Genomic DNA, 25942 nt, shown 5'->3' with positions numbered 1-25942 from the left:
TCTGCATCTCCGGCGGTTGCCAAACGCAGCGTTGCATGGTCCATCATGGCGCATGACCCAGCGCCTGCCGCCATCGCTGACGCCGCTCGACACCGCGCTTGCCGCATTGCTGCGAGACGTTGAACCGATCGCACCTGTTGCGTTGCCGCTGACTGAAGCGATCGGCTGTATCGCGGCGGACGCTCCGCTGCTTGCGGCCTATCCGCCGCATGACATTGCCGGCATGGACGGGTGGGCGTTGCGCGCCAATGATCTCGTCGGTGCGTCCGCCTATTCGCCGTCGCCGCTGGCGACGGCGCCGGCCTGGGTCGATGCCGGCGACGCGATGCCGGCGGGATGCGACTGTGTGCTCGATGCCGACGCCGTCGAGATGTCTGGACCGCTCGCGCAGGTGCTGGCGGAGGGCGTGCCGGGGCAGGGTATCCGCCGCGCCGGAAGCGACATCGCCGTTCGCACGCTTGCCGGCACAGAAGGATATCCGGTCGGTCCGGCCGCGCTGATGCTCGCCGGCGTCGCGGCGGTGGACAGGCTGAGCGTGCGGCGGCCGCGGCTGCGCATCGTCAATGTGCCTGATACGACGACGACGGCGCATATGATTGCCGGGATCGCGCGCGCCGCGGGACTGGATGTGCAGGCGTTCGAGGCCGCCGCGCGCGATGACGCATCGATTGCGGATGCGCTCGATGCTTCCTCCTGCGACCTGCTGCTGATAGTCGGCGGCAGCGGCGTCGGCCGCCGCGATGCCGCTGTCACGGCGCTGGCCCGGCGCGGTGACGTGATCGCCCATGGCATTGCGCTTCAGCCCGGCCGCACCGCCGCGGTCGGGCGGCTCGAAAAAGTTCCCGTCGTTGCCTTGCCCGGCTCGCCGGATCATGCGCTCGCAGCCTGGCTCGCGCTGGTGCTTCCGCTCGTCGATCGTTTGTCGGCACGGCAGCAGCGCCGGCAGGTGACACGGCCGCTCGCGCGCAAGATCGCATCCAGTGTCGGCATTGCCGAAATCGCACTGCTGGCCGAGGACCATCATGCCTGGATGCCGCTTGCGGTGGGGGAGTGGCCGTTCCAGGCCATTGCCCGTGCGGATGCATGGCTGATCATTCCAGCCAGCCACGAGGGATTTGCAGCGGGCGCATCCGTCGATGCCTATCTGATGTGGGAGTGATATGGGTTCCGGCATGACGATGATCCCGCAATCGCAAGACCGCAGCGCGCTCGAACAGGAGCAGTTCCTCAAGATCCTCTCGCGTGAGGAGGCGATGGCACGTTTCGAGGCGGCGCTGTTTCCCCGCGCGATTCCGAGCGAAACGCGCAAGCTTGCCGATACGCTCGGCACGGCGCTCGCCGAAGACGTCACCGCCCCGATCGACGTCCCGCCGTTCGACCGTTCCAATGTCGACGGCTTTGCCGTCCGCTCCGCGGACCTCGCCGCGGCCGGCGAAGGTGCGCCTGTTCGCCTTGCGTTGAACGGAGAGACCATCCACTGCGGCACCGCACCGAGGATGCAAGTTGCCACAGGCACCGCGACGCCGATCGCCACCGGCGGCCCGCTGCCGCGCGGCGCCGACGCCGTCGTCATGGTCGAGCACACCCAGCCGGCCGGCCCGGATGCGATCGATATCCGCCGTGCCGCGTCTCCCGGGCAGTTCGTCTCCTATGCGGGCTCCGACATCGCGCGCGGCGAAGCCCTGCTGCGCGCCGGCACGCTCGTCGGCTCACGCGAGATCGGCATGCTGGCGGCCTGCGGCATTGCCGAGGTGGCCGTCGCGCGCAAGCCGCGGGTCGCCGTGATCTCGACCGGCGACGAACTGGTTCAGCCCGGCGAGGTGCTCGCGCCCGCGGAGATCTACGACACCAACGGCGCGATCGTCGCGGCCGCGATCGACGAGAATGGCGGCGAGGCAATCTTCCTCGGCGCCATTCCCGACGACGAAGCGAAGCTCGAAGCGGCGATGCGCCGCGCGCTGGCGGACGCCGACATGCTGGTGCTCTCCGGCGGCACGTCGAAAGGCGCGGGCGACCTGTCCCACCGCATCATCAGCCGGCTCGGCCAGCCCGGCATCGTCGCGCATGGCGTGGCGCTCAAGCCCGGCAAGCCCTGTGCCTCGCGGTCTGCGACGGCAAGCCGGTGGTGATCCTGCCGGGCTTTCCGACCTCGGCGATGTTCACCTTCCACGACATGATCGTGCCGGTGCTGCGCAGGATGGCCGGCCTGCCGCCGCGCTCCGATGCCAAGGTCAGCGCGACCGTGCCGGTGCGCATTGCCTCCGAGCTCGGCCGCACCGAATTCGTCATGGTCTCGCTGGTCGAGGGCAGGGGCGGCCTGATCGCCTATCCCTCCGGCAAGGGCTCCGGTGCGATCACCTCCTTCGCGCAGGCCGACGGCTTCCTGCGCATCGATGCGCTCGCCGATCAGATGCCCGCGGGGACCGAGGCCGAGGTGACGCTGTTCACGCCGCATGTGCGCGTGCCTGATCTCGTCATCGTCGGCAGCCATTGCACCGGCCTCGACCTCGTCACCGCACAGCTCGCGCATGCGGGCCTCACAGTGCGCTCGATCGCGGTCGGCAGCCTCGGCGGGCTTGCGGCGGCGAAACGGGGCGAGTGCGATCTCGCGCCGATCCATCTGTTCGACGACAGAAGCGAGACCTACAACACGCCTTACCTTGTCGAAGGGCTCGAGCTCGTGCCGGGCTGGCGGCGGATGCAGGGCATCGTGTTTCGCAAGGGCGACAAGCGCTTCGAGGGCCTCAGCGCAAAGGACGCCGTTGCCGCCGCGCTCACGGATCCCGCCTGCATCATGGTCAACCGCAACCAGGGCGCCGGCACGCGTATCCTGATCGACCGGCTGCTCGGCGGTGCGCGCCCCGAAGGCTATTGGAACCAGCCGCGCTCGCACAACGCCGTTGCCGCCGCCGTCGCGCAGCAACGCGCCGACTGGGGCATGACCATTGCGCCGGTCGCCCATGCGGTCGGCCTCGGTTTCATTCCGCTCGCGGAAGAGCATTATGACTTTGCGTTGGTGACGGCGCGCAAGCAGCGTCCGGCGGTACAGGCCTTTCTCGACGCACTCGGCTCGGGCGAGGCACGTACGGCACTGGAGCGAGCGGGCTTCCGGCCGGCGTAGACGATAGACGACGACGCGGCGTTCAAGCCGTGCGACAGGTTGGGGGACGCGATGGCAAGGCCGCTTTCGGTTGCGATCGTCGGTGCCGGCATGGGCGGGCTTGCGACCGCCGCGGCGCTCCGGCGCGTCGGCATCAATGTGATGGTCTACGAGCAGGCCTCCCAATTCGCCCGCATTGGCGCCGGCATCCAGATCGGCTGCAATGCCATGAAGGTGTTGCGCGCGCTGGGGTTGGAGGCGCGGATGCGCGAGGCTAAGCCGCGTCATCCAGCGCCGCGAGCCGCTCGGCCTCGGCGATGTCCTCGACCGTATTGGCGTTGAAGAACGGATCGAGCGGCTCGGCCGGCCACGTCACCGTCGCGAGCGGATAGCGTGCGGTCCAGCGGTCGATCTTGCGCAGGTCCTCGACGACGAGGGCGTGGCGCAATTCGTCCCGCAAGGCAACGCGCCACAGCCCGATCACCGGATGCGTCTGGTCGCCCGATGCGGCGACCGCGAGCTGCGCGCTCTCCCGCTCACGGGCTTCATGCAGGCGCGCGACGAGATCGCGCGGCAGGAACGGGCAGTCGCCGGCGGCACTGAGCACCCATTCGATCCCCGGCCGGTTCGCCGCGGTCCAGTCGAGCGCGGCGAGAATGCCGGCGAGCGGGCCGGGAAAGCCGGGTACGTCGTCGGCGACCACCTGCAGGCCGAATGCGGCGAAGCGCGCGGGATCGCCGTTCGCATTGAGGATCAGTCCGCTGCACTGGGGCGAAAGACGTGCGATCACGCGCTCCAGGATGGTGCGTCCGCCGATGGTGCGCATCGGCTTGTCGCCGCCGCCCATGCGTCGCGCGAGGCCGCCGGCGAGCAGCACGCCTTGCGTCAGCGGAGTTTCAGTCGTCACCACCTTCACCCTTGCGCTTGTGCTTGGCTGACTCCTCTTCGACGTAAGCAAGGTTCTGGTCGTAGACGATCCGTTCCTCGCCCGCGAGCGCGATGAAGCGCTTGCCGCGGGTGCGGCCGACCAGCGTCAGGCCCACCTGTCTTGCGAGATCGACGCCCCACGCGGTGAAGCCGGAGCGCGACACCAGGATCGGAATGCCCATGCGTACCGTCTTGATCACCATCTCCGAGGTGAGACGTCCCGTGGTGTAGAGGATCTTGTCGCCGGCATCGACGCCGTGGCGGTACATCCAGCCCGCGATCTTGTCCACGGCGTTGTGGCGGCCGACGTCCTCAGTGTAGCAGAGCGGCTCGCCCTCCTTGCACAGCACGCAGCCATGGATCGCACCGGCCTCCAGATACAGCGAGGGCATGGTGTTGATGGTCTGCGTCATCTGGTAGAGCCAGGAGGTGCGCAGCTCCGCCTTCGGCAGTGCGACGCTCTCGACTGCTTCCAGCAGATCGCCGAAGGCGGTGCCCTGCGCGCAGCCCGAGGTCTGTGTGCGCTTCTTCAGCTTGGCCTCGAAATTGGTGTGATGCGAGGTGCGCACGACCACCACCTGGAGGTCGTCGTCGTATTCGACCTCGGTCACCGCGTCATTATATTTCAGCATGTTCTGGTTGAGCAGATAGCCCAGCGCCAGATATTCCGGATAGTCGCCGATCGTCATCATGGTGACGATCTCCTGGGAATTCAGGTAGAGCGTCAGCGGCCGCTCCATCGGCACCTTGATCTCGACTCTGGCGCCGGTCTGGTCGGTCCCGGTCACGCTCTGGGTCAGGCGCGGGTCATCCGGGTTGGGGACGATCAGGGGCACCGGGGCTTTGTCGATCTTCATCATGGCCACGACGTTAGCATGACATTCGGGTCAAGCCGATATAAGCATGCTGGCGGAAAGCGAAAATGCTGCCTCGCCGTCATTGCGCGCGGCGAAGCAATCCAGAACTATACCGCGGTGGCAGTCTGGATTGCTTCGCTACGCTCGCAATGACGGGGAGAGGCCGGCGGTTCCATCGGCAGGCGTGTCGTTGGCGGAGACGGATCGGTTATGAAAGTCATCGGCCTTGCAGGCTGGAGCGGTGCGGGCAAGACCACGCTGTTGACGCGGCTGATCCCGTATTTCAGCGCGCAAGGCCTGCGCGTCTCCGTCATCAAGCATGCGCATCACCAGTTCGACGTCGACGTGCCCGGCAAGGATTCCTGGCGCCATCGCGAGGCGGGCGCGGCCGAGGTACTGGTTGCCTCGTCAAATCGCTGGGCTCTGATGCACGAGTTGCGCGGCGCGGCGGAGCCGCGGCTGCCGGAACTCCTGAGCAAGCTTTCCGCGGTCGATCTCGTCGTGGTCGAGGGTTTCAAGCGCGAGCCGCACCGCAAGATCGAGGTCCATCGTGCCGGCAACGGCAAGCCGTTGCTGTTTCCCGACGATCCCGGAATTGCCGGGATCGCGACCGACGCCCCGATTGACACCCGGCTGCCGACCGTCCATCTCGACGATATCCCGGCCGCGGCGTCGCTGCTGTTGCGTGTGGCGATGCCGGTCGAGGAAGCGGTCGCGAAAAGCGCTGCTATGCGCTGACGAGGCACCATGGCGCAACTGTCTGACGATTGCTTTGCCTTTGGCGGACCGATGATGTCGGTCGACGAGGCCGTCGGCCTGATCACGACGCGCGTCAACGCGATTGCCGATCTCGAAACCGTGGCGCTGGTCGATGCGGACGGGCGCGTGCTGGCCCGAGACATCGCCGCGCCCTTGCCGCTGCCACCCTTCACCAACTCTGCCGTCGACGGCTATGCCGTGCGCGACGCCGATCTTCCGGACAGCGCGGAACGGACGTTTCCGCTCGATGGCCGTATCCAGGCCGGCGGCCTTGCTCACGCGCCGATCAGGCCCGGCCACACCGCGCGCATCTTCACGGGTGCGCCGATGCCGCCGGATGCCGGGACCGTCTTCATGCAGGAGGATGTCCGCATCGATGACGCCGGCAGGATCGTGCTGCCGCCAGGGCTGAAGCCGGGCGCCAATGTCCGCCCTGCCGGCGAGGACATTCCCCAGGGGCACGTCGCGCTGCGCGCCGGCCAGCGGCTGCGGCCACAGCATGTCGCGCTCGCCGCGGCGTTCGGCCTGACGAGGGTCGACGTCGTCAGGCGCATCCGCGTTGCGGTGTTCTCGACCGGCGACGAGCTGGCGTCGCCGGGCGAGCCGCGCGCCGCCTCGCAGTTGTTCGACTCCAACCGCTTCATGCTGATGGCGATGCTGCGCCGGCTCGGCTGCGAGGTCAGCGATCTCGGCATCTTGCGTGACGAGCGGACTTCCCTCGCGAATGGCTTGAAGCAGGTTGCAGGCAGCCACGACCTGATTCTCACCACCGGCGGCGTCTCGACCGGCGAGGAGGACCACGTGAAGGCTGCGGTCGAGAGCATCGGCTCGCTGGTGCTGTGGCGGATGGCGATCAAGCCCGGCCGGCCCGTGGCAATGGGCATCATCGGCGGCACGCCGCTGATCGGCCTGCCCGGCAATCCCGTCGCGAGTTTCGTCACCTTCGTCCATGTGGTGCGGCCGACGGTGCTGGCGCTGATGGGTGGTTTGTCGGAGCCGCTGTTGCCGATCCCGGTGCGTGCGGCGTTCACCTACAAGAAGAAGATCGGCCGCCGCGAATATGTTCGTGTCTCGTTGCGGAGGGGACAGGACGGCGCGCTGGAGGCCATCAAGTTCCCGCGCGAAGGCGCCGGGCTGTTGTCGTCGCTGGTCGAGACCGACGGCCTCGTCGAGCTCGGCGAGGATATCACGCGTGTCGAGCCAGGGCAGAGCGTGGGGTTCCTGTCCTATGCCGATCTGCTCTGACCGGTTGCGTTGACGCCATTGATCGGTCCCGCCATGTTGCGCCCATGACCAGAACCACGCTCGATCTCACCGGGCTGAAATGCCCGCTGCCCGCCCTGAAGACACGCAAGGCGCTCAAACCGTTGCAGCCGGGCGATCAGCTCGAGGTGTACTGCACCGATCCGCTGTCGGTGATCGACATTCCGAATCTGATTCGCGAGACCGGCGACACGGTGGAGATCACCGAGCGCAACGACGCGCGCATCGTGTTCTTGATAGAAAAGGCAAATGGTCCGATAGGCAACACCAATGGTGCGCTGCGTTCCTGACGCGTTACCGCGTTGATACCGACCTTTTGTCTATCGACATCGATCATGGCTTCTGCCCAAATTGACTTTCTCCGTGCGGGCGCGGAGGTTGAGTGTTGTCTGCGATACGCGGATCGACGGGCCAAACACGAAGCCTGCACGTGGTATCGGGCATAGAGCCCCGCTCGAGGGGTTAACTTTTCGGAGGTGCGTGACCGATCCTGGCGCGCGCCGTATGATGTGCGGGGCAGCGGGGACAGCTGGCTGCACCGTGAATGGCTGAGGATCAGGATCTTAGCGGCAGGCTGCTCAGAAGGGCGGCTTAGGGGAGGACTGTATGTCTACTATTGAGAGCGCTGGAACGATATCGGGCGCTGGCTCTGGCTTTCTTGATCGTGAGCGGACGATTGCGACCGCCGGCTTCAATCGCTGGCTGGTGCCACCTGCGGCGCTGTGCATCCATTTGTGCATCGGCATGGCCTACGGCTTCTCGGTGTTCTGGCTGCCACTGTCGCGCGCGATCGGGTTGAACGCGCCGAAGGCGTGCCCCGACATCTCGCTGTTCCAGGAGTTGTTCTCCACCACCTGCGACTGGAAAGTCGCGAGCCTGGGCTGGATGTACACGCTGTTCTTCGTGCTGCTCGGCGTTTCGGCCGCGATCTGGGGCGGCTGGCTCGAGCGGGTCGGTCCGCGCAAGGCCGGCTTCGTTGCCGCGTTGTGCTGGTGCGGCGGCCTGTTTCTCGGCGCGATCGGCATCTACACCCACCAACTCTGGTTGATGTGGCTGGGCTCGGGCGTGATCGGCGGCATCGGTCTCGGCCTTGGCTATATCTCACCGGTGTCGACGCTGGTGAAGTGGTTCCCCGACCGCCGCGGCATGGCGACCGGCATGGCCATCATGGGCTTCGGCGGCGGCGCCATGATCGGCGCGCCGCTGGCGAACCTCTTGATGAACTACTTCAAGACCCCGACTTCGGTCGGCGTCTGGGAGACCTTCGTGGCGATGGGCGTCATCTACTTCGTGTTCATGATGATCGGCGCGTTCCGTTATCGCTTGCCGCCGCCCGGCTGGCAGCCCGAAGGCTGGACCCCGCCGTCCAAGGCCAACGCGATGATCTCGAAGAACAACGTTCATCTCAATGACGCACACAAGACGCCGCAGTTCTGGCTGATCTGGTGGGTGCTCTGCCTGAACGTGTCGGCGGGTATCGGCGTGATCGGCATGGCCTCGCCCATGCTGCAGGAGATCTTCGCCGGCAAGCTGATCGGCCTGCCGGACGTCGGCCTCAACGCGCTCGATGCCGGGCAGAAGGCGCAGATCGCGGCGATCGCCGCGGGCTTCGCCGGATTGCTGTCGCTGTTCAACATCGGCGGCCGCTTCTTCTGGGCATCTCTGTCGGACAAGATCGGACGCAAGAACACCTACTACACCTTCTTCATCCTCGGCATCGTGCTCTATGCGCTGGCGCCGACCTTTGCGGCGATGGGCTCGAAGCTGCTCTTCGTGCTCGGCTTCGGCATCATCCTGTCGATGTATGGCGGCGGCTTCGCGACCGTGCCGGCCTATCTCGCCGACATGTTCGGCACGCAGTTCGTGGGCGCCATCCACGGCCGGCTGCTGACGGCATGGTCCACCGCGGGCATCATCGGCCCCGTCGTGGTCAACTACATCCGCGAGTTCCAGCTCGCGGCTGGCGTGCCGCGCGATCAGCTCTACAACACCACCATGTACATCCTGTGCGCGATGCTGATCGCGGGCCTGATCTGCAACTACCTGATCAAGCCGGTCGATCCGAAGTGGCACATGAAGGAGGCCGATGTCGCCAAGTTGCAGGCGGCGAGCGCCAGCGCCGCCGCAGCCGGACCGCACGGCTCTTACGGCATCGGGTTTGGCGGGCTTGACGCCAAGGCGGCGCTGTTCTGGGCCTTCGTCGGCATTCCCCTGCTCTGGGGTGTGTGGAAGACGCTGGAGAGCGCGGTCAAGATATTCTGATCGCCATCAAGACAGCCGCGGGATGCTCATCATCGGTGTCCCGCGGCGTTCGCCTTTCAGACATCATCAAGACTGGTACTTAGGGGATTTAAATGCTTCGCACCCGAATTTGCCTTGCGGCCGTGTTGCTGGTCGCTGGCCTTCATGCCGCGTCCGCGCAAACCGCGGCGGCGCCTGCCACCACGGCACCGGCCGCGACGACGGAGGCCAAGCCGGGCAAGATCAAGCTCACCATGCAGAAGCTGAAGGACATGAAGGCGAAGTGGTCCGCCAACAAGCCGAAGCTCAAGGCCTGCCGCGCCGACGTGAAGTCCAAGGGCCTCGCCGGCGACGATCGCTGGTTTTACATCGAGGAGTGCATGAACAAGACCTGATGTCGGGTTCCACCAACAGTTCGAGGCAAGGGGCGTGGGGCTTGTTGGCCCCGTGCCCCTTAAATGCTTATCGGAATGGATGAATTCTCTTGGCATCTGGTATGCCAACGGCTAGACTTGGACGCGTTTTAAAGAAGGTTTACGAGACTCATCGATGAGCCATGACGTGCACGAGGTCCGCTCGTTCGAACATCCGGGCGAGGGGCGGAAGCGAGCCAAGGCCACGCCCAAGGGGCGGCAGGTCGATCCCACCGCCGCACACGAGATCGAGCAGCTGCTCGGCGATCGCCCGCGGCGGCGCGACCTCCTGATCGAATATCTCCACCTGATCCAGGACAAATATCACCAGATCTCGGCGGCGCATCTTGCGGCCCTCGCCGACGAGATGAAGCTCGCCTTCGCCGAGGTGTTCGAGACCGCGACTTTCTACGCGCATTTCGACATCGTGAAGGAAGGTGAGCCTGATATCGCGCCGCTGACGATCCGCGTCTGCGATTCGTTGACCTGTGAGATGCTCGGCGGTGGGCAGCTGTTGCAGGATCTCCAGCGCAGCGCCGGTCCCGGCATTCGCGTCGTACGCGCGCCCTGTGTCGGATTGTGCGACGCGGCCCCGGTCGCGGAAGTCGGCCATCATTTCGTGCATCAGGCTACGGCCGCCGAGGTGCTGGCCACGGCAGCGCGCGGCGACGTTCACGCGCACATTCCTGCTTATGTCGACTACGACGCCTATGTGAAGGACGGCGGATACAAGCTGCTGGAGCGGCTGCGCTCCGGGGCGGTCAGCAAGGACGATATCCTCAGGCTTCTCGAGGATTCCAGCCTGCGTGGTCTCGGCGGCGCGGGCTTCCCGACGGGACGCAAATGGCGCGCGGTGCTTGGCGAGCCCGGCCCGCGGCTGATGGCGGTCAACGGCGACGAGGGCGAGCCGGGCACCTTCAAGGACCGCGTCTACCTCAACAACGACCCGCACCGCTTCCTCGAGGGCACCCTGATCGGCGCGCATATCGTTGAGGCGTCCGACGTCTACATCTACATCCGCGACGAATATCCGGCCGCACGCGAGATCCTGGAGCGCGAGATCGCAAAGCTGCCGCCGGGCGGCCCGACGCTGCACATGCGCCGCGGCGCCGGCGCCTATATCTGCGGCGAGGAATCTTCACTGCTCGAGAGCATCGAGGGCAAGCGCGGCCTGCCCCGGCACAAGCCGCCTTATCCGTTCCAGGTCGGCCTGTTCGGACTGCCGACGCTGATCAACAACGTCGAGACGCTGTGGTGGGTGCGCGACATCGTCGAGAAGGGCGCCGACTGGTGGAAGGGCCACGGCCGCCACGAACGTCATGGCCTGCGCAGCTTCTCGGTCTCCGGCCGCGTGAAAAATCCCGGCATGAAGCTCGCGCCGTCAGGCATCACCGTGCGCGAGTTGATCGACGAATATTGCGGCGGCATGGCCGACGGCCACACCTTCTACGCCTACCTGCCGGGCGGCGCCTCGGGCGGCATCCTGCCGGCGTCGATGGACGACATCCCGCTCGATTTCGGCACGCTGGAGAAATACGGCTGCTTCATCGGCTCGGCCGCGATCGTGATCCTGTCGCAGAAGGACAGCGTGCGAGCCGCGGCTCTGAACCTGATGAAGTTCTTCGAGGACGAGAGCTGCGGCCAGTGCACGCCGTGCCGCGTTGGAACCCAGAAGGCGGCGCTGCTGATGCAGAAGCCGGTCTGGAACCGCGCGTTGCTGGAAGAATTGAGCCAGGCGATGCGCGATGCCTCGATCTGCGGGCTCGGACAGGCGGCATCGAATCCGCTTACCACCGTGATCAAATATTTCCCTGACGAGTTCAAGGAAGCGGCCGAATGACGAAGATTACGTTCGAGCTCGACGGTAAGCAGGTCGAGGCCAGTCCCGGCGAGACCATCTGGCAAGTCGCAAAACGCCAGGGCCGCGAGATCCCGCATCTCTGCTACTCGCCGGCGCCCGACTATCGTCCCGACGGCAATTGCCGCGCCTGCATGGTCGAGATCGAGGGCGAGCGCGTGCTGGCTGCCTCGTGCAAGCGCACGCCGTCGGTCGGCATGAAGGTGAAGACCGAGTCCGCGCGTGCGGTTTCCGCGCAGAAGATGGTGATGGAGCTGCTCGTCGCCGACCAGCCGGCGCGCGAAACCTCGCACGATCCGGACTCGAAGTTCTGGCACTGGGCCGAGACCACCGGCGTCACCGAGAGCCGCTTTCCCGCCGCCGAGCGCTGGGCGACCGACGCGAGCCATCCGGCGATGCGCGTCAATCTCGATGCCTGCATCCAGTGCGGCCTGTGCGTGCGCGCCTGCCGCGAGGTCCAGGTCAACGACGTCATCGGCATGGCCTACCGCAGCCATGGCTCGAAGATCGTGTTCGACTTCGACGATCCCATGGGCGAGTCCACCTGCGTTGCCTGCGGCGAATGCGTGCAGGCCTGCCCAACCGGCGCGTTGATGCCGGCCGTGATGCTCGACGAGAACCAGACCCGCGTGACTTATGCGGACAAGAAGGTGGATTCGCTCTGCCCGTTCTGCGGCGTCGGCTGTCAGGTCACCTACGAGGTCAAGGACGAGAAGGTGATCTATGCCGAGGGCCGTGATGGCCCCGCCAATCACAACCGTCTCTGTGTGAAGGGCCGCTTCGGCTTCGACTACATCCACCATCCGCACCGCCTGACCAAGCCGCTGGTGCGGCTGCCCAATGCGAAGAAGGATGCCAACGACCAGGTCGATCCGGCCAATCCCTTCACCCATTTCCGCGAAGCGAGCTGGGAAGAGGCGCTCGACATCGCCGCCAAGGGGCTCGTCAAGATCCGCGACACGAACGGCGCGAAGGCGCTCGCCGGCTTCGGCTCGGCCAAGGGCTCGAACGAAGAGGCCTATCTGTTCCAGAAGCTGGTGCGCACCGGTTTCGGCTCCAACAATGTCGACCACTGCACCCGGCTGTGCCACGCCTCGTCGGTGGCGGCGCTGTTCGAAGGTCTCAGCTCGGGCGCCGTGTCGGCGCCGTTCTCCGCGGCGATGGACGCCGAGGTCATCATCGTGATCGGCGCCAACCCGACCGTGAACCATCCGGTCGCCGCGACCTTCATCAAGAACGCGGTCAAGCAGAACGGCGCCAAGCTGTTCGTGATGGACCCGCGCCGGCAGACGCTGTCGCGCCATGCGACCAAGCATCTGCAGTTCAAGCCCGGCTCCGACGTCGCCATGCTGAACGCGATGATCAACACGATCATCACTGAAGGCCTGACCGACGACCAGTACATCGCCGGCTACACCGAGGGTTTTGAGGACCTCAAGGAGAAGATCAAGGAATTCACGCCGGAGAAGATGGAGGCGATCTGCGGCGTCCCGGCGCAAACGCTGCGCGAGGTTGCACGCACCTATGCGCGGGCAAAATCGTCGATCATCTTCTGGGGCATGGGCATCAGCCAGCACGTCCACGGCACCGACAATGCGCGCTGCCTGATCGCGCTCGCGCTGATCACCGGCCAGGTCGGCCGCCCCGGCACCGGCCTGCATCCGCTGCGCGGCCAGAACAACGTGCAGGGCGCCTCCGATGCCGGCCTGATCCCGATGTTCCTGCCGGATTACCAGCCGGTCGGCCGCGACGACTTGCGCGGGGCCTTCGAGAAGCTGTGGCAGCAGGATCTCGATCCCGTGCGCGGCCTCACGGTGGTCGAGATCATGAACGCGATCCATGCCGGCGAGATCAAGGGCATGTATATCGAGGGCGAAAACCCCGCGATGTCGGACCCCGATCTCCAGCACGCGCGCCACGCGCTCGCCATGCTCGACCATCTTGTGGTGCAGGACCTCTTCGTGACCGAGACCGCGTTCCACGCCGACGTGATCCTGCCGGCCTCGGCCTTCGCCGAGAAGGAGGGCTCCTTCACCAACACCGATCGCCGCGTGCAACTCGCGCGACAGGTGATCAAGCCGCCGGGCGATGCGCGGCAGGATCTCTGGATCATCCAGGAGATCGGCAAGCGCATGGGCCTGCCGTGGAATTATGCCGGCGCCGGCGATGTCTACACCGAGATGGCAGAGCTCATGCCGTCGCTCAAGAACATCAGCTGGGAACGGCTGGTGCGCGAAGGTGCCGTCACCTATCCGGCGGACGATCCGAACAAGCCGGGCAACGAAATCATCTTCACCACGGGCTTCCCGACCGCGAGCGGCCGCGGCAAGATCGTGCCGGCGAAGGTCATCCCGCCGGATGAATTGCCCGACGCCGAATATCCGATGGTGCTCTCGACCGGCCGTGTGCTGGAGCATTGGCACACCGGCTCGATGACCCGCCGCGCCCAGGTGCTCGACCAGATCGAGCCGGAGGCGGTCGCCTTCATGAGCCCGAAGGACATGCACAAGAAGCAGCTCGCGCCTGGCGATTTCATTCGCCTGGAGACCCGCCGGGGCGCCGTCGAGGTCAAGGTCCGCTCCGACCGCGACGTTCCGGAGAACATGGTGTTCATGCCGTTCTGCTACGCGGAGGCAGCGGCGAACCTCCTGACCAACCCGGCGCTCGATCCGTTCGGCAAGATCCCGGAATTCAAGTTCTGCGCGGCCAGAGCCGAACGCGTGGAGATGCGGGACGCTGCGGAGTAAGGGCGGCCAGGACCCATACCGCGGAATCTATCGAGCGCGGACGGTGGCAATACCGAACGACGAGTCTTCGCCAAACTGCTCCCTAGTACCCGGAATCAGAGCTGAGTGATACGGCGGCCTTTGAAACGGCGTTGACGGACCTTTTTCTTGGTCCAGACGAAGGGCTCGGCTCTGTCGTTGTATGCGTTGACGTAGGCATCGATGTGTTCCTGAAGCTGCTTGAGGCTCGTGAAGGAGGTGCCGCTGAGCGACTGCCCCTGCAAGATGGAAAACCATACTTCGACCTGATTGAGCCATGACGCACTTGTCGGCGTGAAATGAAATTGCACGTTGGGGTGGGCCTTGAGCCAGTCCTCGTTCTTTTTATGGGTGTTGAGGTTGTCGAGGATGACGTGAAGCTTGCGGTTCGGAAAAGCCGCGGTGACGCTGTTCATGAAATCGAGAAACTCGACGCGGCGCCGGCGTTTTGAATGGGTCGCGATGATCTTTCCGGTGGCGACTTCGAGCGCCGCAAACAATGTTGTGGTGCCATGCCGCTTGTAATCGTGGCTTTGGCCGGTCAAGGCGCGGCCATTGGGCAACTTCAGATAACCCTGCGCTCGCTCCAAAGCCTGGATCGAGGGCTTCTCGTCCACGCACAGCACAATGGCCTTCGCCGGCGGCGCGACATAGAGGCCGACAACATCGGCGGCTTTGGCCGTAAAGTTCGGGTCGTTGCTCTCGCACCAGGACTTGCGAGCCACCAGGTCAATCTTGTGGCTGCGCAGGAACCGCCAGACATATTGGACATCGACATCGCCCAGCGCCTCGGCCAGCAGGGGGCCGGTCCAGCGCGCAAACCCTTGCGGTGGCGGCTTATCCAGCAGCTTCAGAATCCGCTTGTCGGTCGTCTTCGTATAGATCGGCTGCTTGCCAGGCCGCGGCTTGTCTTGCAGCCCTTCAAGGCCATGGTCGGCATAGCGATGCCGCCAAAGGCTGACAATCCGCGGCTGGACCCCAACTTCCTTGGCGATCGACCGGGTGCTGCGCCCATCCGCCGCCAACAGAACTATCCGCGCCCGCTTCAAATCGCGCTGCAACGTCACCGGTGAGCGACAGCACGCCTCAAGCACCTTGCGATCTTTCCTCGAAAGGTGGACTTCTCTTGCTTCGGGTATCATCCCGACCTTGAATCACGACTCACGTTCCAAGAAAAGTGGGTACTAGGGTAATGGGTCCTGGCTTTCGCCAGGACGACCCGGGGAGAGTTTGCGCCGTACTCGTCCCTTCGATCTTCGCAATGACGGTGGTAAACGTGACCCATGTCCAAAGTCACTCCCGCCACACGCGCGCTCGCGGCCGCCGGTGTAGCCTTCACCGTCCACGCTTACGACTATGATCCCGATGCCGAGAGCATCGGGCTCCAGGCGGCGTCCGCCCTCGGTGAGGATCCGGCGCGCGTGTTGAAGACGCTGATGGCGCTCGTCGACGGCAAGCCGGTCTGCGTGATCGTGCCGTCCGACCAGGAGGTCTCGATGAAGAAGCTCGCCGCTGCCGTGGGCGGCAAGTCGGCGCAGATGATGAAGCCGCCGGAAGCCGAGCGCGTCACTGGCTTCAAGGTCGGCGGCATCAGCCCGTTCGGGCAGCGCAAGCCCGTGCGCACGGTGATCGAGCAGAGCGCGCTCGCGCATGACTACGTCTATCTCAATGGCGGCCAGCGCGGCTTGCAGGTGCGGCTCAAGCCCGCCGACGTCCGGGATGTCTCGAAGGCGGTCGCCGCGGATGTGCTGGCGTGAGCGCAGCGCTCTACTGCTTCTGCAACAATTTGAGCCGGCAGCGCAGCGCCTCGCGGATGTGTGCGCGCGCAAGCCGTTCGGCCCTGTCGCCGTCGCGTGCGGCGATGGCGTCGATGATGGCCTGGTGCTCGCCGTGGCTGGTCGTGGGGCGTCCCGTCACCGTGAAGGTGGTCGGGCCGAGCAGGGCGATCCAGTCCTGTAGTTCGCGGGAGGCGTTGTAGGTTGCGCGCGGCGCGGCAGATCGCCTCGTGGAAGGCGCGGTTGAGCCGCGCCATCTCGATCGCGTCGGTCGCGGGCGCCTCGACGAAGGTCTGCTCGATGTCCCTGAGCGCGTCGATTTCGGTCGCCGAGGCGTGCTCGGCGGCGAGGCGCGCGGCGGCGCCTTCCATGATCTCGCGCATGGCGTAGAGCTCGAGCACCTCCGAGATATCGAGGTTGCGGACGATCAGGCCGCGGCCGCCGGCGGGCTCGACGAAGCCGCGCGCCGCGAGGCGGCCCAGCGCTTCGCGAACCGGCGTGCGACTGACCTTCAGCCGCTGCGCCACTTCCTCCTCGCGCAGGCGATCGCCCGCGCGGTAGCTGCCGGCCTGGAGCGCCTCGCAGAGTGAGCGGAACACCGCTTCGCCCAGCGCGACGCCCGCGCCGCGCGCGATCGATCCTGCCTTTGCCGGGCGTCGCGTCATGTATCCTCGAAGCGCCAGGCGCATCCTGCCCATGCAGAGATGCGGCTTGCGGCTTCTGTATATCTTTGTATACAAAAGTACGCAATGGCAAACCGGTTGACCGAGGCCGCCGGCGGGCAGAATGTCTCCAACTTCGTCGCATCGGGCAGACGACATGAGCAGCAAATACGACGTGCTGGTGATCGGCGGCGGCAACGCGGCGCTGTGTGCGGCGATCGCGGCGCGTCGTGGCGGCGCCTCGGTGCTCGTGCTTGAAGGCGCGCCAAAATTCTATCGCGGCGGCAACACCCGCCACACCCGCAACATGCGCTGCGCCCATGACGCCGCCACCGAAATCCTCACCGGCCCCTACACCGAGGAGGAATTCTGGAAGGATCTGCTGCTGGTCACCGGCGGGCAGACCGACGAGGAACTTGCGCGCCACATGATCCGGGAGTCCAAGGACATCCTGAACTGGATCGTGGAGCAGGGCGTGCGCTGGCAGCCCTCGCTCGGCGGCACGCTGAGCCTCGGCCGCACCAACTCCTTCTTTCTCGGCGGCGGCCGCGCGATGCTGAATGCGCTCTACCTCACCGCCGAGCGGCTCGGCGTCGATGTCGAATACGATGCCGAGGTCACGGACCTGGTGATCGAGGACGGCATGTTCCTGGCCGCCCGCCTCAAGCGGCCGATCAAGGGCGAGACCGAGATCCGCGCGACGTCGCTGGTCGCCGCGGCCGGCGGGTTCGAGGCCAACATCGAATGGCTGAAGCAGTATTGGGGCGAGGCGGCTGACAACTTCCTGATCCGCGGCACGCCCTATAACCGCGGCTCGATCCTGAAAATGCTGCTCGACAAGGGCGTGCAGGAGGTCGGCGATCCCACCCAGTGCCACGCGGTGGCGATCGACGCCCGCGCGCCGAAATTCGACGGCGGCATCATCACGCGTCATGACTCGGTCGTGTTCGGCATCGTCGTCAACAAGCACGCCCAGCGCTTCTATGACGAGGGCGAGGACATCTGGCCGAAGCGCTATGCGATCTGGGGCCGGCTGGTCGCGGCGCAGCCCGATCAGATTGCCTATATCATCTTCGATTCCACCGTCGTTACCTCGTTCATGCCGACGCTGTTCCCGCCGATCGCCGGGCAGACGGTCGCGGAGCTTGCCAGCAAGCTCGAGCTCGATCCGGCCGCGCTGGAAAAGACCATCACCGAGTTCAACGCCGCGGTGAGGCCCGGCACGTTCGACCACACCATCCTGGACGACTGCCGCACGGAGGGCATCACGCCGCAGAAGACGCATTGGGCGCGGCGGATCGAGACGCCGCCCTATCTCGCCTATCCGGTGCGGCCCGGCATCACCTTCACCTATCTCGGCACGCGCGTGACCAAGGAAGCGCGGATGCTGATGGCTGACGGCAAGCCATCCGGCAACATGTTCGCGGCCGGCGAGATCATGGCCGGCAACGTGCTCGGCAAGGGCTATGCGGCGGGCATTGGCATGACCATCGGCAGCGTGTTCGGGCGGATCGCAGGGCGGGAAGCGGCACGCCATGCGAAGAACTAGTACCCACTTTTCTTGGAACGTGAGTCGTGATTCAAGGTCGGGATGATACCCGAAGCAAGAGAAGTCCACCTTTCGAGGAAAGATCGCAAGGTGCTTGAGGCGTGCTGTCGCTCACCGGTGACGTTGCAGCGCGATTTGAAGCGGGCGCGGATAGTTCTGTTGGCGGCGGATGGGCGCAGCACCCGGTCGATCGCCAAGGAAGTTGGGGTCCAGCCGCGGATTGTCAGCCTTTGGCGGCATCGCTATGCCGACCATGGCCTTGAAGGGCTGCAAGACAAGCCGCGGCCTGGCAAGCAGCCGATCTATACGAAGACGACCGACAAGCGGATTCTGAAGCTGCTGGATAAGCCGCCACCGCAAGGGTTTGCGCGCTGGACCGGCCCCCTGCTGGCCGAGGCGCTGGGCGATGTCGATGTCCAATATGTCTGGCGGTTCCTGCGCAGCCACAAGATTGACCTGGTGGCTCGCAAGTCCTGGTGCGAGAGCAACGACCCGAACTTTACGGCCAAAGCCGCCGATGTTGTCGGCCTCTATGTCGCGCCGCCGGCGAAGGCCATTGTGCTGTGCGTGGACGAGAAGCCCTCGATCCAGGCTTTGGAGCGAGCGCAGGGTTATCTGAAGTTGCCCAATGGCCGCGCCTTGACCGGCCAAAGCCACGATTACAAGCGGCATGGCACCACAACATTGTTTGCGGCGCTCGAAGTCGCCACCGGAAAGATCATCGCGACCCATTCAAAACGCCGGCGCCGCGTCGAGTTTCTCGATTTCATGAACAGCGTCACCGCGGCTTTTCCGAACCGCAAGCTTCACGTCATCCTCGACAACCTCAACACCCATAAAAAGAACGAGGACTGGCTCAAGGCCCACCCCAACGTGCAATTTCATTTCACGCCGACAAGTGCGTCATGGCTCAATCAGGTCGAAGTATGGTTTTCCATCTTGCAGGGGCAGTCGCTCAGCGGCACCTCCTTCACGAGCCTCAAGCAGCTTCAGGAACACATCGATGCCTACGTCAACGCATACAACGACAGAGCCGAGCCCTTCGTCTGGACCAAGAAAAAGGTCCGTCAACGCCGTTTCAAAGGCCGCCGTATCACTCAGCTCTGATTCCGGGTACTAGGGACCAAGAAGAAAGGTGATGGGAGAAACCATGTCGCGCATTGTCATTGCCTCGATCACGGCGCTGCTGATCGCCGGCCACGCCCGCGCCGCCGAGCCGATCACCCTGCGCGACATGGGGTCGTTCCATGTCGGCGGGCGCCTTGTCGAAATCTCCGGCAAGCCGGTGAAGGAGGTCGTGTTCGCGCCCGGCGGCGTGCCGGCCAAGGTCGATCCCAACGGCACCTATCAGGTCGAGCAGATGTACGTGCAATATTTCCTGCCGGCAAACGAGAAGGGGGCCTATCCGCTGCTGATGTGGCATGGCGGCGGACTGACCGGCGTCACCTACGAAACCACGCCTGACGGACGCGAAGGCTGGCTGAATTATTTTCTGCGCAAGGGATGGGCAGTCTACAATTCCGACGCGGTGGAGCGCGGACGCGCGGGCTGGGCGCAATACCCCGATATCTTCAAGAGCGAGCCGGTCTTCCTCACCACGGCCAATCCGTTCGAGCGTTTCCGCATCGGCGATGGACCAAACTCCTACGATCCCGATCCCGCCAAGCGAAAGGTGCTGCCGGGCAACCAGTTTCCCGTCGAGGGCTACGAGAATTTCGTCAAGCAGAACGTACCGCGCTGGACCACGACTGATGATGCGGCCATCGCCGCCTATATCGCCGAGCTCGATCGCGTCGGCCCCTCGGTGATCCTGTTCCACAGCCAGGCCGGCAGCTTCGGCTTCAAGGTCGCGCAAGCCCGGCCTGACAAGGTCAAGGCGCTGATTGCGATCGAGCCGGCTGGCATCGGTGATCCCGCGAGGGCGGATGTGCTGAAGAACATTCCGACCCTCATCATCTACGGCGACTATATCGAGCGCGATTCGCGCTGGCCCAAGATCCGCGCCAACGGCATCGCCTTTGCGGACGCCATCAAGGCGGCCGGGGGCAGCGTCTACATCGTCGACCTCCCACAGGCCGGCATCAAGGGCAATTCGCATATGGTGATGATGGACAAGAACAACCTCGAGGTCGCGGCCCTGATCCAGAAATGGCTCGAGGGCAAAGGCCTGACGAAGTAGAGCCATGCACGGAACCCAAATTCTGGACGAAGCCGACCGCCTGATGACGGTCTGCAATTCCTGCCGCTACTGCGAGGGTCTTTGCGCGGTATTTCCCGCCATGGAAATGCGCCGCGCCTTCTCCGACGGCGATCTCAATTATCTCGCCAACCTCTGCCATTCCTGTGGCGCCTGCTACGTCGATTGCCAGTTCTCGCCGCCGCACGAATTCGACGTCAACGTCCCGAAGACGCTCGCGGTCGCGCGCGCGGAGTCTTATGCGGCCTACGCCTGGCCGCGGGCGCTGTCCGGCGCCTTCGCGCGCAATGGTCTCGTGATCAGCATCGTCGCTGCGCTCAGCATGGCCGCCTTTATCTTCGGCTTTGCTGCGCTGAACGATCGCAGCGTGCTGTTCGGTGTCCATACCGGGCCGGGCGCGTTCTACAAACTGATGCCGCACAACGCGATGGCTGCGTTGTTCAGCGCTGCATTCCTCTATGCCATCCTTGCGCTTGTCATGAGCGTGCGTGCCTTCTGGCGCGATATCGGCACGCCGATCGGCGGCCGCGCCGACGGCGGCTCGATTGTCCAGGCGATCCGCGATGCCGGCGAGCTGCGCTATCTCCATGGTGGCGGCGTTGGCTGCTACAACGAGGACGACAAGCCGACCGACCGGCGCAAGCTCTATCATCACCTGACGTTCTACGGCTTCCTGCTGTGCTTTGCCGCGACGTCCGTCGCCACGCTGTATCACTATCTCCTCGGACGCGAGGCGCCGTATCCGTGGTGGGATCTGCCCGTCGTGCTCGGCGCGCTCGGCGGCATCGGCCTCATCGTCGGGCCGATCGGCCTGTACGTCGCGAAATTGCGCAGGGCGCCGGAACTGCTGGACGAGAACAGCTACGGCATGGATGTCGGCTTCATCGCCATGCTGTTCCTGACCGGTCTCACCGGCATGCTGCTTCTGCTCCTGCGCGAGACCGCGGCCATGGGGCCGTTGTTGGCGCTGCATCTCGGCGCCGTGTTTGCGCTGTTCATCACCATGCCCTACGGCAAGTTCGTGCACGGCATCTATCGCTTCGCGGCGCTGGTTCGCTATGCACAGGAACGGCGGACGGCGCCGTGACCCGTTACCTCGGCCGAAAATGGCCGTTGCGTAGAAAAGCGATCGTCTGCGCGATCGCGGCGGCGTGACGCGGCAGCCCGGTGTGGGACGCCTTCACGACGACATGGTCGGTCATGCCGGCAAGCATCGTGCTCTGCACCGACACCCGTCCGTCATTGGGCTTCGGCAGAACGAAGAGACCGGCGACGGGATCGATGAAGCGGTTTCCGGCGATCACACCGACCGGATAGTCGATGGCGGGGAGGGCATTCGGTGCGGTTGCGGGCGTGGTGGTCAGCTCGAGGCCGGCTGGCCCGTAGAATGCGCGGTAGGGCAGCAATCCCTGCAGGAGATCAGCGACCTCGCTGCCGCTGTTCGGCGTGCCCAGCATCACGACGCGGGCAAGCCGGGCGGGGCGGTGTCTTGCGATGTAGGCGCGCGCGACGAGGCCGCCCATCGAATGTGCGACGAAATGCAGCGGCGCCTCAACTTCGGCGAAACGGGCGATCGCCGGATGAATGTCGTCTACGATGGCCGCGATCGGCTTGCTGCGGCTGGAATAGTCGATGTTAAGCGTCGTGAACCCGCTCGCCCGGAGCGCCCGCTCCAGTTTCGTCAGGGATGCCGAGGTGCGCGCGATGCCATGAAGCAGAACCACTCCCGGACATCGCGTGCCGCCTGATTGAGGCGCCTCGCGCATCTGGCTTACGCCACCTCGCGCTCCGGCGAGGACGCCTGCTCGCGGGCCATCGTCGTTGCCGTGACATAGTCGGTCTTGCCGGTGCCGAGCAGCGGCACCTTGTCGACCACCATGATCGCGGCGGGCACGGTCAGCTCGGACGCGCCGATCGCCTTGGCCTGGCCCTGCATCGCGCTGCGCTCGGCGGTCTTCTCCGTCGTCAGCAGCACGATGCGCTCGCCCTTGCGCTGGTCGGGGATCGACACGGCGACCGAGCCGGCCTGCGGCCACAGCGTCGCCGCGATGCTTTCGACCGCGGACAGCGAGACCATCTCGCCTGCGATCTTGGCAAAGCGCTTGGCGCGGTCCTTGATGGTGATGAAGCCGGCCGGGTCGATTGCGACGATGTCGCCGGTGTCGTGCCAGCCTTCCGCGAGCACTTCGAGCACGCCGGGATTTTCGGCCCTGAGGTAACCGAGCATCACGTTCGGTCCGCGCACGGAGAGGCGGCCGCCGTCCTCGATGCCGGGGACCGGATCGAGGCGGCTTTCCATCAGCGGCGACAGGCGGCCGACGGTGCCGGGACGGTTGGCCATCGGTGTGTTCATCGCCAGTACCGGCGCCGTCTCGGTGACGCCATAGCCCTCGAGGATGCGGATGCCGTAGCGCTCCATGAACACCTGCCGCGTGCGATCCTTGACCGCTTCGGCGCCGGCGATCACGAGACGCAGGGTGCGGAAGTCGTAAGCATGCGCCGAGCGCGCGTAGCCGGTGAGGAACGTGTCGGTGCCGAACAGGATGGTGGCGCCGGTCTGGTAGATCAGCTCGGGCACGATCCTATAGTGCAGCGGGGACGGGTACATGTAGATCGGAATGCCCGCGAGCAGCGGCATCATCATTCCGCCTGTCAGCCCGAAGGAGTGGAACACCGGCAGGACGTTGAACACCTTGTCATTGGCGTTGGCGTCGACCCGCGCCAGCGCCTGCGCCGCGTTGGCGAGGATGTTGCGGTGGGACAGCACGACGCCCTTGGGCGTGCCTTCCGAACCCGACGTGAACAGCACGACGGCCGGATCGTTCGCCTGGCGTGCGACACGCGGCGCGGTGCCTGCGAGCAGGCCCTTGATCTTGTCGGCCACACCGATCGAGGCGCGGACGTCTTCGAGATAGACAATTCGGGCCTCCGCGGAGATCGCGGCCATCAGTTTGTCGAGCTTGCCCTTCTCGATGAAGGCCTTCGAGGTCAACACGGTCTTGACCTGCGCGGCCTTCATGGCGGCGAGGACGTTGACCGGACCGGCCGAGAAGTTGAGCATCGCCGGCACGCGGCCGATGTTCTGCAGGGCCATGAAGACGACGGCGACGCCCGCGGAGTTCGGCAGCAGCACGCCGACATTCTCGCCGACGGCGGTGCCGTCTTCCAGCTTCCGGCTCAGGACCTGCGCGCCCAGGATCAGCTTGCGATAGGTCAGCTTGGTGCCGAGCGCGTCCTCGACGATGACCTTGCCGGTGTCGCGGTCGCGATAGGCGTGTCCGAGCGCTTCGAACAGCGAGTGATCGAGCATGGCGTTCTTGACCAGAGCGTCGATCATCACGTCCTGGAGCGCTGCACCCGCGGCGTTGCGGCGTGCCTTGCCCTTCAGCGCCGGATCGACCGGAAGCTTGACCGGCGGCAGGATCGTGACCGTCACCCGCGGAAACCACGAGCGCTTGATCTGGCTGCTGTTGAGGTAGCTGAGATGCGAGCGCTGCGCGCCTTCGATGCGGACGGGCACGACCACGGCGTCGGCCTTGTCCGCGATCATCGCGGTGCCGTCATAAACCTTCATCAGCGAGCCGGAGACGGTGATGCGTCCTTCCGGAAAGATGACCACCGGCTCGCCGGCGGCAACCAGCTTGATCAGGTCGCGCGCGGCCAGCGGCTTGGTCGGGTCCATGGTGTAATGCTTCACCACCCGCAGGAACGGCTTGGCCCACCAGGCCTTGGCGATGCCGGTATCGACCGCGAAACTCGCGTCGATCGGCAGCACGGCGTGCAGCAGCGGGCCGTCGATCAGGCTGACATGGTTCGGCGCGATCAGCATGCGCGTGCCGGATGGCGGCAGGTTCTCGAGGCCGCGGATCTCGGTGCGGAACAGTGCGCGGAACAGCAACCCGCCGAAATCGCGCACGCCTTCCTTGCCCCATTTCGTCAGCACGAACCACACCGCGCCGAAGCTGGCGACGCCAAGGCCGAAGAAGATCCAGCCGACACGGAGGCCTGCGGCCTGCAGCAGCGCGACGAACAGCGAGCCGACCACCATGAAGGCAGCCTGTAGTACATTGCCGGCCGCGATGATGCGGGCGCGCTCGGAGGGGACCGACCAGGCCTGGACTGCGGCGAAGGAGGGGACGACGAACAGGCCGCCGCCGAATGCGAAGGCGACGAAGTCGATCAGCATGCGCAGGCCCGCGAACGAGGTTGCGAAGTCGAGCGCGGTGATGTCGTGACCCTTGGTGGTCACGCCGATGGCCCAGGCGAGATCGAGGCCGGCAAACCCCATGATGATGGCGCCGATCGGCACCAGGGCGAGGTTCGGGCGAACGTGGCTCAGTTGCGCCGCGAACAGCGAGCCGATGGCGATGCCGATCGCGAAGATCGCAAGACACAGCGTCACCACGCCTTCGGTGCCGCCGACGACCTCCTTGACCAGCGCCGGCAGCAGCGACAGCACGATGGCGCCGACCAGCCAGAACCAGGAGACGATCACGGTCCCGTCCCACAGACGGTGGTCGGCGTGCAGCGTCTTCAGTAAGCCGAGCGTCGAGGTCCAGGGATTGGCATCGACGGGCAGATCGGGCGCGGAGGGCGTGGTCTGCGGAATGCGGGAAGCGAAAGCCCAGGACAGCAGAGCCAGCACCACCACGGCGGATGCGACCCAGCCCATATGGGCGGAGCCGGCCACGAACTGGCCGCCGGCGACGGTGCCGAGCAGGATGGCCATGAAGGTCGCGCCTTCGACCAGCGCATTGCCGGTCGCGAGCTCGCCGAGCTCGAGCTGGTCCGGCAGCATGGAATATTTCACGGGGCCGAACAGGGCGGCGATGATGCCGAACAGCGCGAGCGCTGCGAACAGCAGCGGCACCGAGTGCAGGAAGAAGCCGGCGGCGGCAAAGCCCGCGGCGAAGATCTCGGTGAATTTGAGTCGCCTTGCGACGACGGATTTGACGTATTTGTCGGCGAGCTGTCCGCCGAGCCCGGACAGGATGAAATAGGGGAAGATGAAGACGGCGCCTGCCACCGTCACCAGCGCGTCGCCGTGGCCGGTCGCGGCACTGTAAAGCAGGATGATGACGAGTGCGTTCTTGAGCACGTTGTCATTGAGCGCCGAGAAGAACTGCGCCCAGAACAGCGGCGCGAAGCGGCGTGACGACATCAATTCCCTGATCATGACTAGTCCTGTTTTGGAAAGGCAGCCTGAGGTTGCTTCGTGGGCGGTGAAAGCGTCACGACCGGAAGGGAATGGGACGAACGATTGCAGAGTGACGATGGTCGTCGGCCTGCTCTGTCCCCTCGATCCCTCCGATCCTGTTGGTCTCCAAATGGTCTCGTTAGGTTCGCAAATTTCCGGTTGCGGCCGCGTCGGCTTTGGACGGAAGGGCCGCGCTGACCCGGATATGCGACGGGCCGTGAGCAAAAACTGAACCGCACCGGCAAGGCCCGCGACATCAGCCGCGAATGTCGGAAAATGGTAAGTCCTTCATTGCGGCCTTTTCTTGCATTCGAACCGCTTCGCGGCGGGTGCCTCAGGTGAGGTGAGCGAGGTGGCGAAAGGGGGAGAAGCGACCAAG

Annotated in this window: 19 protein-coding genes and 2 pseudogenes; 15 read left to right on the top strand and 6 right to left on the bottom strand. The window is 65.3% G+C overall.

Annotated features, from left to right (window positions below):
- The first annotated feature begins 52 nt into the window (after window positions 1–52).
- From ACFLEY_RS36195 to ACFLEY_RS36185, 3 genes and pseudogenes are all read left to right on the top strand, one after another.
- The gene (locus ACFLEY_RS36195) at window positions 53–1159 is read left to right on the top strand and encodes a molybdopterin-binding protein (protein ID WP_211434131.1); all 1107 of its coding nucleotides are present in this window, start codon (window positions 53–55) and stop codon (window positions 1157–1159) included.
- 1 nt (window position 1160) lies between these two features.
- Window positions 1161–3121: pseudogene (locus ACFLEY_RS36190) on the top strand (molybdopterin biosynthesis protein).
- 51 nt (window positions 3122–3172) lie between these two features.
- Complete coding sequence (locus ACFLEY_RS36185) at window positions 3173–3442, top strand: FAD-dependent monooxygenase (RefSeq protein WP_257787561.1); 270 nt, start codon at window positions 3173–3175, stop codon at window positions 3440–3442.
- Here ACFLEY_RS36185 and mobA read toward each other — a convergent pair.
- Both mobA and fdhD read right to left on the bottom strand, forming a co-directional pair.
- Window positions 3375–4016 (bottom strand): molybdenum cofactor guanylyltransferase MobA, encoded by a 642-nt coding sequence (gene mobA, locus ACFLEY_RS36180; RefSeq protein ID WP_082756040.1) that lies wholly within the window; start codon window positions 4014–4016, stop codon window positions 3375–3377. The two genes, ACFLEY_RS36185 and mobA, sit on opposite strands and share 68 nt — an antisense overlap.
- Window positions 3997–4887 carry a formate dehydrogenase accessory sulfurtransferase FdhD gene (fdhD, locus tag ACFLEY_RS36175; protein ID WP_038966588.1) on the bottom strand — a complete coding sequence of 297 codons (891 nt, stop codon included), beginning with the start codon at window positions 4885–4887 and terminating at the stop codon, window positions 3997–3999. Before fdhD ends, mobA begins: the two co-directional genes overlap by 20 nt.
- 207 nt (window positions 4888–5094) lie before the next feature.
- Between fdhD and mobB the strand changes: the two genes are divergently transcribed.
- The 7 genes from mobB (at window position 5095) to fdhF (ending at window position 14165) form a co-directional block, all read left to right on the top strand.
- Window positions 5095–5622: a molybdopterin-guanine dinucleotide biosynthesis protein B gene (gene mobB / locus ACFLEY_RS36170; protein ID WP_011085099.1), complete on the top strand. Its 528-nt coding sequence runs from the start codon at window positions 5095–5097 to the stop codon at window positions 5620–5622.
- 9 nt (window positions 5623–5631) lie between these two features.
- Window positions 5632–6888: a gephyrin-like molybdotransferase Glp gene (glp, locus tag ACFLEY_RS36165; RefSeq protein ID WP_060910756.1), complete on the top strand. Its 1257-nt coding sequence runs from the start codon at window positions 5632–5634 to the stop codon at window positions 6886–6888.
- A 44-nt stretch (window positions 6889–6932) separates the two neighbouring features.
- Window positions 6933–7196, top strand: a complete 264-nt coding sequence (locus tag ACFLEY_RS36160; RefSeq protein WP_028174267.1) for a sulfurtransferase TusA family protein — start codon at window positions 6933–6935, stop codon at window positions 7194–7196.
- A 316-nt stretch (window positions 7197–7512) separates the two neighbouring features.
- Entirely contained in the window at window positions 7513–9168 is a 1656-nt protein-coding gene (locus tag ACFLEY_RS36155; RefSeq protein WP_060910757.1) for an OFA family MFS transporter, read from the top strand.
- Between the two features lie 92 nt (window positions 9169–9260).
- Window positions 9261–9542, top strand: coding sequence for a hypothetical protein (locus ACFLEY_RS36150; protein ID WP_011085103.1), 282 nt, complete (start codon window positions 9261–9263; stop codon window positions 9540–9542).
- Window positions 9543–9696: 154 nt separating this feature from the next.
- On the top strand, window positions 9697–11400 hold the full coding sequence (locus tag ACFLEY_RS36145; RefSeq protein ID WP_028174269.1) for an NADH-ubiquinone oxidoreductase-F iron-sulfur binding region domain-containing protein: 1704 nt from the start codon (window positions 9697–9699) through the stop codon (window positions 11398–11400).
- On the top strand, window positions 11397–14165 hold the full coding sequence (gene fdhF, locus ACFLEY_RS36140; RefSeq protein WP_028174270.1) for a formate dehydrogenase subunit alpha: 2769 nt from the start codon (window positions 11397–11399) through the stop codon (window positions 14163–14165). Before ACFLEY_RS36145 ends, fdhF begins: the two co-directional genes overlap by 4 nt.
- A 95-nt stretch (window positions 14166–14260) precedes the next feature.
- Here fdhF and ACFLEY_RS36135 read toward each other — a convergent pair whose 3' ends face one another.
- Entirely contained in the window at window positions 14261–15325 is a 1065-nt protein-coding gene (locus ACFLEY_RS36135; RefSeq protein ID WP_026192128.1) for an IS630-like element ISRj1 family transposase, read from the bottom strand.
- A gap of 141 nt (window positions 15326–15466) precedes the next feature.
- On the opposite strand from ACFLEY_RS36135, the gene ybaK reads away from it, so the two are divergent.
- Window positions 15467–15940: a Cys-tRNA(Pro) deacylase gene (gene ybaK, locus ACFLEY_RS36130; protein ID WP_060910758.1), complete on the top strand. Its 474-nt coding sequence runs from the start codon at window positions 15467–15469 to the stop codon at window positions 15938–15940.
- Window positions 15941–15950: 10 nt separating this feature from the next.
- Here ybaK and ACFLEY_RS36125 read toward each other — a convergent pair.
- A pseudogene (locus tag ACFLEY_RS36125) lies at window positions 15951–16623 on the bottom strand (GntR family transcriptional regulator).
- 154 nt (window positions 16624–16777) lie between these two features.
- Here ACFLEY_RS36125 and tcuA point away from each other — a divergent pair.
- The 4 genes from tcuA to tcuB are packed head-to-tail and all read left to right on the top strand — an operon-like array spanning window position 16778 to window position 21453.
- Window positions 16778–18169 (top strand): FAD-dependent tricarballylate dehydrogenase TcuA, encoded by a 1392-nt coding sequence (tcuA, locus tag ACFLEY_RS36120; protein WP_211434132.1) that lies wholly within the window; start codon window positions 16778–16780, stop codon window positions 18167–18169.
- A 42-nt stretch (window positions 18170–18211) separates the two neighbouring features.
- On the top strand, window positions 18212–19276 hold the full coding sequence (locus ACFLEY_RS36115) for an IS630-like element ISRj1 family transposase (RefSeq protein ID WP_026192128.1): 1065 nt from the start codon (window positions 18212–18214) through the stop codon (window positions 19274–19276).
- A 43-nt stretch (window positions 19277–19319) separates the two neighbouring features.
- Window positions 19320–20348 (top strand): esterase, encoded by a 1029-nt coding sequence (locus tag ACFLEY_RS36110; RefSeq protein ID WP_060912939.1) that lies wholly within the window; start codon window positions 19320–19322, stop codon window positions 20346–20348.
- Window positions 20349–20352: 4 nt separating this feature from the next.
- Window positions 20353–21453 (top strand): tricarballylate utilization 4Fe-4S protein TcuB, encoded by a 1101-nt coding sequence (gene tcuB, locus ACFLEY_RS36105; RefSeq protein WP_060910760.1) that lies wholly within the window; start codon window positions 20353–20355, stop codon window positions 21451–21453.
- Between the two features lie 4 nt (window positions 21454–21457).
- Here the strand turns inward: tcuB and ACFLEY_RS36100 are convergent, their stop codons facing one another.
- Together ACFLEY_RS36100 and ACFLEY_RS36095 are read right to left on the bottom strand one after the other, a co-directional pair.
- Window positions 21458–22132 carry an alpha/beta fold hydrolase gene (locus ACFLEY_RS36100; protein ID WP_060910761.1) on the bottom strand — a complete coding sequence of 225 codons (675 nt, stop codon included), beginning with the start codon at window positions 22130–22132 and terminating at the stop codon, window positions 21458–21460.
- A 5-nt stretch (window positions 22133–22137) separates the two neighbouring features.
- A complete protein-coding gene (locus ACFLEY_RS36095; protein WP_060910762.1) occupies window positions 22138–25542 on the bottom strand; it encodes an acyl-[ACP]--phospholipid O-acyltransferase in 3405 nt (1134 codons plus the stop codon).
- Window positions 25543–25942: the final 400 nt, after the last annotated feature.

Origin of the sequence: Bradyrhizobium sp. YCK136, from assembly GCF_044570075.1 — a bacterium.
Taxonomy (GTDB): domain Bacteria; phylum Pseudomonadota; class Alphaproteobacteria; order Rhizobiales; family Xanthobacteraceae; genus Bradyrhizobium; species Bradyrhizobium diazoefficiens.
The sequence above is the reverse complement of the archived record's forward strand: the minus strand, read 5'-3'. Positions and strand labels throughout refer to the sequence as shown.